Source organism: Streptomyces hainanensis, from assembly GCF_004348415.1.
Lineage (GTDB): Bacteria > Actinomycetota > Actinomycetes > Streptomycetales > Streptomycetaceae > Streptomyces > Streptomyces hainanensis.
In genome coordinates this window covers 1-10,703 of the sequence record NZ_SMKI01000270.1, presented here as the reverse complement: position 1 = coordinate 10,703, position 10,703 = coordinate 1, and the positions used below count along the sequence as shown (strand labels likewise).

13 protein-coding genes are annotated in these 10,703 nt (G+C 71.7%); 5 read left to right on the top strand and 8 right to left on the bottom strand.

Annotated features, from left to right (window positions below):
- Positions 1–77: 77 nt before the first annotated feature.
- Complete coding sequence (locus E1283_RS23035) at positions 78–281, top strand: hypothetical protein (RefSeq protein ID WP_132820034.1); 204 nt, start codon at positions 78–80, stop codon at positions 279–281.
- Between the two features lie 128 nt (positions 282–409).
- Here E1283_RS23035 and E1283_RS23030 read toward each other — a convergent pair whose 3' ends face one another.
- Complete coding sequence (locus E1283_RS23030) at positions 410–796, bottom strand: hypothetical protein (protein WP_132820033.1); 387 nt, start codon at positions 794–796, stop codon at positions 410–412.
- A gap of 161 nt (positions 797–957) precedes the next feature.
- On the opposite strand from E1283_RS23030, the gene E1283_RS23025 reads away from it, so the two are divergent.
- Entirely contained in the window at positions 958–1,314 is a 357-nt protein-coding gene (locus tag E1283_RS23025; RefSeq protein WP_132820032.1) for a hypothetical protein, read from the top strand.
- A 147-nt stretch (positions 1,315–1,461) separates the two neighbouring features.
- Here the strand turns inward: E1283_RS23025 and E1283_RS23020 are convergent, their stop codons facing one another.
- Positions 1,462–2,163 carry a 5-formyltetrahydrofolate cyclo-ligase gene (locus E1283_RS23020; protein WP_132820035.1) on the bottom strand — a complete coding sequence of 234 codons (702 nt, stop codon included), beginning with the start codon at positions 2,161–2,163 and terminating at the stop codon, positions 1,462–1,464.
- A gap of 475 nt (positions 2,164–2,638) precedes the next feature.
- Between E1283_RS23020 and E1283_RS23015 the strand changes: the two genes are divergently transcribed.
- Positions 2,639–2,965 carry a hypothetical protein gene (locus tag E1283_RS23015; protein WP_132820031.1) on the top strand — a complete coding sequence of 109 codons (327 nt, stop codon included), beginning with the start codon at positions 2,639–2,641 and terminating at the stop codon, positions 2,963–2,965.
- A gap of 120 nt (positions 2,966–3,085) precedes the next feature.
- Here E1283_RS23015 and rocD read toward each other — a convergent pair whose 3' ends face one another.
- From rocD to E1283_RS22995, 4 genes are all read right to left on the bottom strand, one after another.
- Entirely contained in the window at positions 3,086–4,306 is a 1,221-nt protein-coding gene (gene rocD / locus E1283_RS23010) for an ornithine--oxo-acid transaminase (RefSeq protein ID WP_132820030.1), read from the bottom strand.
- Positions 4,303–5,085, bottom strand: coding sequence for a dimethylargininase (ddaH, locus tag E1283_RS23005; protein WP_207930497.1), 783 nt, complete (start codon positions 5,083–5,085; stop codon positions 4,303–4,305). The genes rocD and ddaH overlap by 4 nt, the downstream gene beginning before the upstream one ends.
- A gap of 153 nt (positions 5,086–5,238) precedes the next feature.
- A complete protein-coding gene (locus tag E1283_RS23000) occupies positions 5,239–5,733 on the bottom strand; it encodes an Lrp/AsnC family transcriptional regulator (RefSeq protein WP_132820028.1) in 495 nt (164 codons plus the stop codon).
- Positions 5,730–6,800: a YihY/virulence factor BrkB family protein gene (locus E1283_RS22995; RefSeq protein ID WP_132820027.1), complete on the bottom strand. Its 1,071-nt coding sequence runs from the start codon at positions 6,798–6,800 to the stop codon at positions 5,730–5,732. The genes E1283_RS23000 and E1283_RS22995 overlap by 4 nt, the downstream gene beginning before the upstream one ends.
- 191 nt (positions 6,801–6,991) lie before the next feature.
- Here E1283_RS22995 and E1283_RS22990 point away from each other — a divergent pair, with 191 nt between their 5' ends.
- Positions 6,992–7,273, top strand: a complete 282-nt coding sequence (locus E1283_RS22990; RefSeq protein WP_132820026.1) for a dsRBD fold-containing protein — start codon at positions 6,992–6,994, stop codon at positions 7,271–7,273.
- On the opposite strand, the gene E1283_RS22985 is transcribed toward E1283_RS22990, so the two are convergent.
- Positions 7,270–8,154 carry a PhzF family phenazine biosynthesis protein gene (locus tag E1283_RS22985; protein WP_132820025.1) on the bottom strand — a complete coding sequence of 295 codons (885 nt, stop codon included), beginning with the start codon at positions 8,152–8,154 and terminating at the stop codon, positions 7,270–7,272. The genes E1283_RS22990 and E1283_RS22985 overlap by 4 nt on opposite strands.
- Before the next feature lie 119 nt (positions 8,155–8,273).
- Here E1283_RS22985 and E1283_RS22980 point away from each other — a divergent pair, with 119 nt between their 5' ends.
- Complete coding sequence (locus tag E1283_RS22980) at positions 8,274–9,908, top strand: alkaline phosphatase D family protein (RefSeq protein ID WP_132820024.1); 1,635 nt, start codon at positions 8,274–8,276, stop codon at positions 9,906–9,908.
- 50 nt (positions 9,909–9,958) lie between these two features.
- Here E1283_RS22980 and E1283_RS22975 read toward each other — a convergent pair.
- Positions 9,959–10,703, bottom strand: a 745-nt coding sequence (locus E1283_RS22975; protein ID WP_132820023.1) for an ABC transporter ATP-binding protein, incomplete at its 5' end; no start/stop codon positions are given.

The following is a 10,703-nucleotide window of genomic DNA, read 5'->3' as shown; positions in this document are numbered from 1 at the left end:
GAGACAGCGCCCGGCCCGCCCGGTCGGCAACAGCACCCTCGTGGTGACCGAACTGTTGGGCCTGACGCCGCGCATCGATGGGATTCCGCCGCGCACTCCCGGTGCCCCCGGTCCTCGCCGACGGGGAACTGCGCCGGCCGAGCGTCCCCGCACTGTTCCTGCTCGGGGCGCGCGGCGCCATGCACCACCCGCACGAGGTCGCCGACCGCCTCGACGGACTGGTGCCCTCCGACCGACCGGACCTCGTGATCGACCGGATCCTCCACATCACCGGGCGGTAGGCCGGGGGTGGCCCCGACCGTTCGCTTCTCCTGGTCACAGGTTGAGGTCGGGCGCATACGGAGCAGCCGGTCAGTCAGCGCCTACGACAAGGCGATTTCAATCCGAGTAACAAGCGTTCCCGACCCTGTTACTCGTCTGGGCGCCTTCCGTAGTAGGGGGCGACGGTTCTGGTCAGCTTCCGCTGGATCGACCGCAGTGTTCTGATCGTCGCCTCGTCGGCGAGTCCCGTGGTGGTGGACCATTCCCCGCCGGAGCCGGCGAGGTCGCTGACGAAGACGATCTCCGCCGTCAGCAGGATCCTTGCCCAGTCCGCTGCCGTGAGAGGGACGTCGTCACCGAGTGCGGCCCGGAGCCTGCGGCACCGCTCAACCAGATCGCGAGCGTCCACGAACCCCATGCCGAAAGCGAGCTGATCGCTGCATCGAGCCGGCCCGCCCCACTCAAGAAGCGAACGCCGTAGCAGCTCGACCTCTTGGTTGATCAAGACTTCGCTGGCCTTCACCACTTCTGACATCGGCTCAGCCTCCGCAGTGGTCTCCGAGCGGCAGGATGCTCACGCTACCTGCTTGGTGAAGCGACGCCGTGTCACGGGTCCTTGGACGTCGTTGCCTTTGGCTGGGGTTCGCTCGTTGACCAGCAGGGTTGGTGTCAGTGCGGTGTGAAAGCCTCCGAGGCATGAGCTACGACCTTGCTGTCTGGGAAGGCGAGAGGCCCGCAGATGACAGGACCGCCGTCCGGGTCTTCAACGACCTGTACGACCATTACATCGACGGCGAGGTGGAAGAGCCTCCGTCGGAACGCATAGCGGCTTACGTGGCCGCACTGCTTGAGCGGTGGTGCGACATCACCGAGGACGAGGAGGACGCCTCGCCCTGGTCGACCGGTCCGTTGATCGGCGAAGCCAACGGACCGCTGATCTACTTCCCCATGCGGTGGAGCATGGCCGAGGAGGCGTCGGCCTATGCGGCAGCGGTGGCGGAGTCCATGGGGCTGGTCTGTTTCGATGTGCAGCAGGACCGGCTCAGGCCGTGAGCATGGTCCTCAACCGGCGTAGCCGATGAGTGCCGCGGCTATGCCGACGAAGGCGAGGAAGTATTCGGCAGCGCGTTCGTAGCGACCGTGCAGGCGTCAGCAACTGGCAGGCCAGGAGACCGTTTCACAGGATGATGTTATGGGCTCTTACGGCTTTCGGCTTGCCAGAGCCGGAATCGCCGCGATTTTCTCCGAGGTGAGCGACTGCCAAATAATCCCCGGTGGACGCCGATGCGGAGCGCACTCGATGGTGCGAGTCGGTGTCACGATGAGGTCGACTCGGAAGTCGTGCGCGTCTTCGGGGAGTTCTTCGTCCACGAACTGTAGGTCATGCACAGTGGTCGCGATGAGCGTATGGGGCTGAAGAAGGTTCGCTTCCTGCAGGAGTGCCACCTCGATGTCCGAGTATCCGGCTCCCTTGCCAATACGGATCCCCGAACGGTTCACGGCCACGCTGCCACAGACGACCAGATCGACGGAGGGCATTTCGTCCACGTCCACGGGACGCGCGTACTTGGCGGCTGCGCTGCGTTCTGCGGCTTCCCAGGCGGGGATCGGCAGGGTCTCCGGATCCAGCAGATAGAACGGCTTGGGGGCCGCTAGCTTCGACGCCGCCATGTAGACGCGCTTTCCCTCTTCGAGGGCCTTTGCCCGGACCGGCAGTTGAGCCCGGTCGGGAACAGCCTTGATGACGCGGGCGGCCTGCCAGGACGGATGCTGAGTGAGGCGGGCGGCAGCGGACTCCGCACCTACGAAGGAGGGAATGCGACCCGCTGCGCCATTCGGCGTGACCTTCTGCCGATCCAGTAGCGCCCAGACGTGTTCTCGCACGGCTTGCTTGGCTTCCATCGCCACCTCGGTGTCCCTCCACGATGTCGATCGCGCTCCCCAGGGCGTCGACCGCCTCATCGATCTTCCGTTGTCGGATCAGCGCGAGAGCGAGATTGCCCAGTGTGATCGCGTGTGACTTCGAGCCTGGGCGGACCTCGCCAACCGTGCCCTCAAGGACCTCCTGTGCCCGCGCGGAGTCCTTGAGCGAGAGGTAACAGGAACCAGCCAGCCGTCCGTACTGACCTGGCGACACCATGGTCGATCCCGCGTCGGCGCCGTCGGCCTGTTCGAAATGCTTCTCTGCTCTACTCTCCACCACGACAACCTGACCGCGCTCATCGGGAAACGGCATGTCGCCACACGCTACAAGTCGTTCGAGCGACTCGACAGACGGCGGGACCACCTCCCGCGACCCGCCGGTCGACGCGTGCCATCGCCATCGCCATCGCCGTCGCCATCGCGTTCGGCCGGCCGCCCGGGCTAGCCTCCGCCCATGGAGCAGGACCACCCGCTCGTTCGCGACGTCTTCCCGGAACTCGTCACCGAGCTGGCCGCCCTCCTGGAGGACGAAGGAGAACGCGAGCTGGCTGTCCGCGCGTGGGATCTGCGTCTGGTTGACGAGTGCGGCTGCGGCGACGACTTCTGCCAGAGCATCCGGACGGCGGATCATCCGCGGGGGCAGCCGTACGGCCCGGGCCATCGGTGTGTGCCGCTCTCGCCCTCGAACGGCATGCTGATCCTGGACATCGTGGACGGCCGGATCATGTACGTCGAGATACTCGACCGGCCACCCATGCGCCGCCGTGAACGCGCTCCGTGACGATGTGCGCGCACATGTTGTGGAGCATCCCCGCGACGAGATCCGGTGCCTGGCCGTGCGCCGGCCGGTTCCGCGCCCCGTAGGGGGCGCGGCCGGAGGGCGCACGGCCAGCGCGGAGTGCTAGCGGAGGGCCTTCGCCAAGGACTCGACGGCGGCGGTCAGTTCGTCCTCGGTGATGGTCAGTGGCGGGGCGAGGCGGATGGTGGAGCCGTGGGTGTCCTTGACCAGGACGCCGTCGTGGAGCAGCCGTTCGCCGATGGCGCGGCCGGTGCCGATGGCCGGGTCGATGTCGACGCCCGCCCACAGGCCGCGGCAGCGGTAGGCGAGGACGCCCGCGCCGACCAGGGAGGCGAGGCCGGCGTCCAGGACCCGGCCGAGCTCGGTGGCGCGCCGCTGGTAGGTGCCGGTGCGCAGCAGGTCGAGGACGGCGGTGCCGACCGCCGCGGCCAGGGGGTTGCCGCCGAAGGTGGAGCCGTGGCTGCCCGGGGTCAGCACGGAGAGGACGTCCCGCCGGCCGACCACCGCGGAGACCGGGACGATGCCGCCGCCCAGCGCCTTGCCGAGGAGCAGCAGGTCGGGCAGTACGCCCTCGTGCTCCACGGCCAGCGTGGTGCCGGTGCGGCCGAGGCCCGACTGGATCTCGTCGGCGATGCACAGGACACCGGCGCGGCTGGTCAGTTCGCGGACGCCGGCCAGGTAGCCGTCGTCCGGGATCACCACCCCGGCCTCGCCCTGGATCGGCTCGATCAGCACCGCCGCCGTGGTGTGGTCGACGGCGGCCTCCAGTGCCGCCAGGTCGTTGTAGGGGACGGTGCGGAAGCCCGGCGTGAAGGGGCCGAAGCCGTCCCTGGCGTCCGGGTCGTCGGAGAAGCCGACGATGGTGGTGGTGCGGCCGTGGAAGTTGCCCTCGGCGACCACGATGGTGGCCCGCTCCTCGGGCACGCCGCGTACCCGGTAGGCCCACCGGCGGGCCACCTTGATGGCGCTCTCGACCGCCTCGGCGCCGGTGTTCATCGGCAGCGTCATGTCGAGGCCGGTGAGCTCGGCGAGCCCCTCGGCGAAGCCGGCCAGTCGGTCGTTGTGGAAGGCCCGGGAGGTGAGCGTGAGCCGGTCGAGCTGGCGGTGCGCGGCCTCGACCAGCGCCGGGTGGCGGTGGCCGAAGTTGAGGGCCGAGTAGCCGGCCAGCATGTCGAGGTAGCGGCGGCCCTCGACGTCCTCGACCCAGGCGCCCTCGGCGCGGGCCACGACCACCGGCAGCGGATGGTAGTTGTGCGCGAGCGTGGCCTCCTCGACGCGGATCAGTTCGGCGGAGGAACGGGCGGGGGTGGCGTGGTTCGTCATGGGCGGAGCTCCTGGGTGCAGCACTTGATGCCCCCGCCGGCCTTGTGGATCTCCGACAGGTCGACGGGGACGGGGACGTAGCCGCGCTCCGCGAGCCGGCCGACGAGGCCGGTGGCCTGGGGCGCGACGAAGACGTGGCGGCCGTCGGAGACCGAGTTGAGGCCGAAGGCCAGCGCGTCCTGGCGGGTGGCGAGCAGCGCGTCGGGGAACAGCCGGGCCAGGGTGTTCCGCGCCTCCTGGGTGAAGGCGCCCGGGTAGTAGGCGATGTCGCCCGGGGTCCCGTCGTCCAGCGCGAAGAGGGCGGTGTCCAGGTGGTAGAAGTGCGGGTCGATCAGCGGCAGGGTGACCACGGGGAGACCGAAGTGCTCCCGCACCTCCTCGTGCGCGCCGGGGCTGGTGCGGAATCCGGTGCCGGCCAGGACGCGGCCGCCGACCGGCACCAGGTCGCCCTCGCCCTCGCAGACCTCGTCCGGCTCGCGGACCGCGTAGCCGGCCGCCTTGTACCAGACCTCGTAGACGTCGGTCTCCGGCTGCCGCTGCGGGGCGCGGAAGCGGGCGCCGAGTACCCGGCCGCCGTGCACCAGCGCCGAGTTGGCGGCGAACACCATGTCGGGCAGCCCCGGCACCGGTTCGATGGTCTCCACGGTGTGGCCGTGCGTGCGGTACGCGTCGACCAGCGTCGCCCACTGGGCGCGCGCCAGCTCCCGGTCGACGGTGCCGGCCGGGTCCATCCAGGGGTTGATGGCGTAGGCCACGTCGAAGTGGCGTGGTTCGCACATCAGATAGCGCCGCGGGCGGGCAGGCTTGCCTGGCACTGGCGACTCCTCTCGGTTCTTCCCTTTGACGGTAGAAACGGGAGGACGCGGGCGACAAGAAACGGGACTTGCGCGTGTACGCAACAGTGTTGCGTTGTCAGGCCGCCGAGCGGCGGTTCATTGCGTGTCGGCGGGGGTGCCGGGGCTCGCTCCGGCCTCCGGGGAGTTGGCGATCAGGTGGGAGAGCACGATCTGGCTGACCGTCTTCCGGATGAACGGCTCGGCCCTGATCCGCTCCAGCACCCGCTCGAAGTGCTCGATGTCGGTGGCCCTGATGTGCAGCAGCGCGTCCGCGCCGCCGGTGACCGTCATCGCCGCGATGATCTCCGGGTAGTCGCGCACCACCTCGGCCAGCCGGCGGGGCGGGGCCGCGCTGTCGCAGTAGACCTCGACGTACGCCTCGGTGCGCCAGCCGAGCGCGTTCGGCAGCACCGTCGCCGTGAAGCCGGTGATCACGCCGGCCTCGCGCATCCGGTCCACCCGGCGCTTGACGGCGGGCGCCGACAGGCCGATGGCGGCGCCGATCTCCGCGAAGCTGGTCCTGGCGTTGGCGATCAGCGCGGCGACGATCTTCCGGTCGAGGTCGTCGAGCGTCACCGGGGGCCTGGTCATGGCCGCTCGTCCTTCGTGACGGCCACCGACAGCGGGTCGATCGGCGTCGGCGTCGGCGTCGGCGTCGGAGTCGGCGTCGGAGTCGGCGTGGGGGGCGGCGTGGGGGTCGGCGTCACCGCCGGCGTCACCGTCGGTGGTGCGGTCGGTGCCGCCGGTGGCAGGGGCGGCAGCGGTGGAACGGTGGGGCACGGCGGCGCGGGCGGCCGCGCCAGCCTGGTCAGCTCCGCGTTGAACTGGGCGCCCGCCAGCAGGCTCAGGTTGGACACCCAGAGCCACACCAGGAAGACGATGATCCCGGCCAGCGAGCCGTAGAGCCGGTCGTAGGTGCCCACCCTCGAGGCGTACAGCGCGAACGCCGCCGACGCCACCAGCCACAGCAGCACGGCCAGCGCCCCGCCGGCCGCCCCGCGGAACGGCACCCGGCCGGTGGCCGGACCGGTGCGGAACAGCACCAGCACCAGGCTCGTCACCAGCACCACGAGCAGCGGCCACTTCAGCAGGTCCCAGGCGGCGCTGCCCGCCTCACCGGGGCCGAGCGCCCGCCCGATGACGCGGACCGCGCCGCCGGTGAGCACCAGCACCGTGGCGCTGGCCACCAGCAGCATCAGCAGCCCGAGCGCCGACAGCATGGTGCGGGGGATGGCGCGCCACGGCGGGCGCGGGTCGATCACACCGTGCATCCCGTGCTGCACCCGGCGGAAGATGGCCAGGTAGTTGTAGGCGGACACCAGCGCGCTGACCGCGCCCACCACCGTCACCACCCAGGCCGCCGAGCGCTGTTCCGACAGGTCGTGCAGCGCGGTCACCACGTCGCCGCGCGAGCCGGCCGGCACCAGCGCGCTGAACTGCCACAACAGCTCCTGCGCCACCCCGGGGTCGGCGATCCCGATGACCGAGAGCGCCACGAAGAGCGTGGGGAAGACGGCGAGGACCGAGTAGTACGTGAGCGCGGCCGCCCAGTGGTCGATGTCGTCCCGCCACATCGACACCGGGGTGCGGCGCAGCGCCACGACCCACCTGTCGGCCCCCTGACTGGGGCGGGAGCCTGTCGTCTTTCGCTCTGGCATCGGTCCACCTGGTCTGTCGTACGGCCCGGCTGCCCCTGGGCCCTGCCCCGCAGGACAGGAACCAGCCTCCCATGGCCTTCCGCACCGGGCTCGTGGCCCTGACCGGTGTGTGTGCGTTCGGGCCGGATGAGAGCGACGATGGAAGGACGAACGCTTTTCGTGACTTCTCACGTTCACCAGGGAGGCCGATCATGGCACACGAGGAGACCTGGAACGTGCACCTGTCCATCGACTCGGAGCAGGACGGGGGCCGCATGACGCGGGCCGAGGCGCGCCTGGAGGACCGGCCCGACACGGTGCTGGTCACCGAGGGTGTGGCCCGGGCCCATCCGAGCGACGAGAACGTGCCCGACATCGGGCGCGAGCTGGCGGTGGCCAGGGCACTCTCCGAGCTGTCCCACCAGCTGCTGCACACGACGGTGCAGGACATCGAGGCCCACACCCAGGAGCGGGTGACCCGCCTCAGGCCCTAGCCTTCGGTTTCCTCGGGGGCCGCGTCCGGGATGCGGACGGCGGCGCCCGTGACGTGGACGCGCGGGTCGCCGAGCCGCAGTTCCACCTTCAGCAGGGCCGGCCGTCCCAGGTCATGGCCCTGGTGGAGGGTGAGCACGGCCGCCGGCGGCACGAAGCCGAGATCGCGCAGGTAGCCGCCGAACGCGGCGGCCGCCGCGCCCGTCGCCGGGTCCTCCACCACCCCGCCGACCGGGAACGGGTCGCGCACGTGGAACACGGTGGGTGACTCCCGCCAGACCAACTGCAACGTGGTCAGGTCGAGCCGCAGCATCAGCGCGGCCAGCCGGTCGAAGTCGTAGTCGAGGGCGGCCAGCCGCTCCCGGTCGGCCGCCGCCAGCACCAGGTGCCGGGCACCGGCGAACGCGATCCGCGGCGGCAACGCGGGGTCGAGGTCGGCGGCCGGCCAGTCGAGCGCGGCCAGCGCCTCCGCCAGGTCGTCGCTGGCGATCGGCTCCTGGTGCGCCTCGACGCTGGAGAGCGTGGCCAGCAGGCCGCCGTCCTCGCCCGCCCGCACCGTGACGGGCACCTCGCCGACCGGCGTCAGGAACGTCAGCTCGCCGGGACCGACCCTTGCCTCCACGGCGAGCGCCACCGAGGCGGCGATGGTGGCGTGCCCGCAGAACGGCACCTCGGCGAGCGGGCTGAAGTAGCGCACCGCGTACCGGCCGGTCGTGCCGGTCGGGGTGAGGAAGGCGGTCTCCGAGTAGCCGACGTCGGCGGCGATCCGCTGCATGGCCTCGTCGGGCAGCCCGGTGGCGTCCAGCACGACACCCGCCGGGTTGCCCCCCTCGGGGCGGGACGAGAAAGCGGTGTATCGGAGCACGGCGGGGTCGTGAGTCATGCGGCGTGCAACCCATGGCGCGCCGGCGCTATTCCGGACGGTGCCTTGTCATGGAATCGCCATGTACCCGACGGGCGCGGGCCGCCCGACGGTCGGGCGGCTTCGCTGCACTCGACGGCATGACGCACACTCCTTCCCCCACCGACGCGCTGCGCGCCGCCGCCCGGCTCCTCGACCGGCGCCGCTTCCTGACCGTCACCGGCGCGGCGGCGGCGATCGCGTTCTCCACCAACCTCCCCAACGCCGCCCAGGCGGCCGCCCCGTTCGACCCGAACGCGCTGTCCACCGACCCGTTCACCCTCGGGGTGGCCTCCGGCGACCCGCACCACGACTCGGTGGTGCTGTGGACCCGGCTGGCGCCCGAGCCGTTCGCCGTCGACAGCGGGCTGCCCGCCCAACCTGTCACCGTGCGCTGGGAGATCGCCAGGGACCAGGCGTTCCGCCGGATCGTGCGGTCCGGCGAGGAGCGCGCCCACCCCGAGTTCCACCACGCGGTGCACGTCGAGGCCGGCGGCCTCGGCCCGGCGACCGACTACTACTACCGCTTCCGCGCCGGCCGTTGGGTCAGCCCCGTCGGCCGCACCCGCACCGCGCCGGCCCCCGGCGCCCGCGCCGAGTCGCTGCGCTTCGCGCTCGTCTCCTGCCAGCGGTACGACCAGGGCTACTTCACCGCGTACGGCCACCTGGCCCGCGAGGAGAACATCGACGCCGTCCTGCACCTCGGCGACTACCTCTACGAGTACCCCGTCAACGCCGCCGCCGGCGCCCGCGGTTACACCGGCGCGGACCAACTGCCCGCGGCGCTCAACCGGGAGACCGTCACCCTGGAGGACTACCGGCTGCGGTACGCCCTCTACCACCTCGACCCCGACCTGCGGGCCGCGCACGCCGCCCACCCGTTCGTGGTGACCTGGGACGACCACGAGGTGGAGAACAACTACGCCGGCGCGATCCCCGAGAACAGCGTGTCGCCCGAGGAGTTCCTGGTCCGCCGCGCCGCCGCCTACCGGGCCTACTACGAGAACATGCCGCTGCGCCGCGCCCAACTGCCGCACGGCCCGGACGCCCGGCTCCACCGGCGGCTCGACTACGGCCGGCTGGCCCAGCTGGACATCCTGGACTCCCGCCAGTACCGGGACGACCAGGCGCTCGGCGACGGCTGGCAGGTGCCGGACGACGGCGTCGCCGCGCCGGAGCGCACGCTCCTCGGCGGCAGCCAGGAGCGCTGGCTGGCCGACGGCTGGCGCCGGTCCCGCGCGGTGTGGAACCTGGTGCCGCAGCAGGTGGTGCTCGCCCGCCGCCGCAACCGGCTGGACGGCCCGTGGCCGCTGTCCATGGACGCCTGGGACGGCTACCCGGCCGCCCGCGAGCGCTTCCTGGCCGCGGTCCGGGAGGCCGGCCTCGAGAACCTGGTGGTGCTCACCGGCGACGTGCACGTCCACTACGGCTTCGACCTCAAGGAGGACTGGGACGACCCGGCCTCCCGCAACCTGGGCGTCGAGCTGGTCACCAGCTCCGTCTCCAGCGGCGGCAACGGCTCGGAACGGCCGGCCAACTGGCCGACCCTGACCGGCGCCAACCCGCACCTGCGGTTCTACGACGGCCGCCGCGGCTACGTCGTGCTCACCCTCGACAGCCGCCAACTGCGCGCCGAGTACCGGGTGGTGCCGACCGTCACCACGCCGGGCGCGGACGTCGTCACGGCGGCCACCCTCACCTCACAGGCCGGCGACCCCGGCCTGCGGCCCGCCTAGTCACCCGACCGGCCCGGCCCGCGACCACGAGCGGCGGACCGGGCCGGCCGTCACCCGCCGGAGGCGAACCGGCCCTGCCGTCGGAGGAACGCGGCGGGTGGGCCGTCCTCCACCAGGTGTCCGTCGTGCACCACCAGCACCCGGTCCGCCAGACGGACGGTCGAGAGGCGGTGGGCGATGATCACGGCCGTTCGCCCCCGCAGCACGGTGCGCATCGCGTGGTGCACGGCTCGTTCGGTGGGGATGTCGAGGGAGGACGTCGCCTCGTCGAGGACCACGATCGCGGGTTCGGCGAGCAGGACGCGGGTCAGGGCGATGAGCTGCCGCTGGCCGGCCGAGAGCCGGGTGCCGCGCGCCCGGACGTCGGTGTCGTAGCCGTCCGGCAGCGCGGCGATGAGGTCGTGTGCCCCGAGGGTCCGTGCTGCGCGGGTGATGGCCGCGGCATCCGCGTCGGGCCGGCCGATCGCGATGTTCTCGGCCACCGAACCGGAGAAGAGGAACGCGTCCTGCGGCACCATGGCCACGGCGCGGCGCAGTTCGGGTGCGGACAGGTGCCGCAGGTCCGTGCCGTCGACGAGGACGCGGCCGGCCGTGGGGTCGTAGAAGCGGGCCAGCAGCTTGGCCAGCGTGGACTTGCCAGCGCCGGTCGGTCCGACCACGGCGACGGTCTGACCAGCGGGTATGTGGAGGTCGACACCGGACAGCGCCTCTCCTCCGGCCGGGTAGGCGAAGGTCACGTCCTCGAACGTCACGGACCGGCCGGGGCTCTCGCCGGCAGGAGGCGGGAGGGGGGTG

What these genes read in the sequence shown, in the direction of transcription:
- E1283_RS23030 (WP_132820033.1), bottom strand. Translation starts at nt 796, where the DNA reads ATGTCAGAAGTGGTGAAGGCCAGCGAAGTCTTGATCAACCAAGAGGTC.
- E1283_RS23000 (WP_132820028.1), bottom strand. Translation starts at nt 5,733, where the DNA reads ATGACCAGGCCCCCGGTGACGCTCGACGACCTCGACCGGAAGATCGTC.
- E1283_RS23025 (WP_132820032.1), top strand. Translation starts at nt 958, where the DNA reads ATGAGCTACGACCTTGCTGTCTGGGAAGGCGAGAGGCCCGCAGATGAC.
- E1283_RS23020 (WP_132820035.1), bottom strand. Translation starts at nt 2,163, where the DNA reads ATGGAAGCCAAGCAAGCCGTGCGAGAACACGTCTGGGCGCTACTGGAT.
- E1283_RS22980 (WP_132820024.1), top strand. Translation starts at nt 8,274, where the DNA reads ATGACGCACACTCCTTCCCCCACCGACGCGCTGCGCGCCGCCGCCCGG.
- E1283_RS22985 (WP_132820025.1), bottom strand. Translation starts at nt 8,154, where the DNA reads ATGACTCACGACCCCGCCGTGCTCCGATACACCGCTTTCTCGTCCCGC.
- E1283_RS23035 (WP_132820034.1), top strand. Translation starts at nt 78, where the DNA reads ATGGGATTCCGCCGCGCACTCCCGGTGCCCCCGGTCCTCGCCGACGGG.
- ddaH (WP_207930497.1), bottom strand. Translation starts at nt 5,085, where the DNA reads ATGTGCGAACCACGCCACTTCGACGTGGCCTACGCCATCAACCCCTGG.
- E1283_RS23015 (WP_132820031.1), top strand. Translation starts at nt 2,639, where the DNA reads ATGGAGCAGGACCACCCGCTCGTTCGCGACGTCTTCCCGGAACTCGTC.
- E1283_RS22990 (WP_132820026.1), top strand. Translation starts at nt 6,992, where the DNA reads ATGGCACACGAGGAGACCTGGAACGTGCACCTGTCCATCGACTCGGAG.
- rocD (WP_132820030.1), bottom strand. Translation starts at nt 4,306, where the DNA reads ATGACGAACCACGCCACCCCCGCCCGTTCCTCCGCCGAACTGATCCGC.
- E1283_RS22995 (WP_132820027.1), bottom strand. Translation starts at nt 6,800, where the DNA reads ATGCCAGAGCGAAAGACGACAGGCTCCCGCCCCAGTCAGGGGGCCGAC.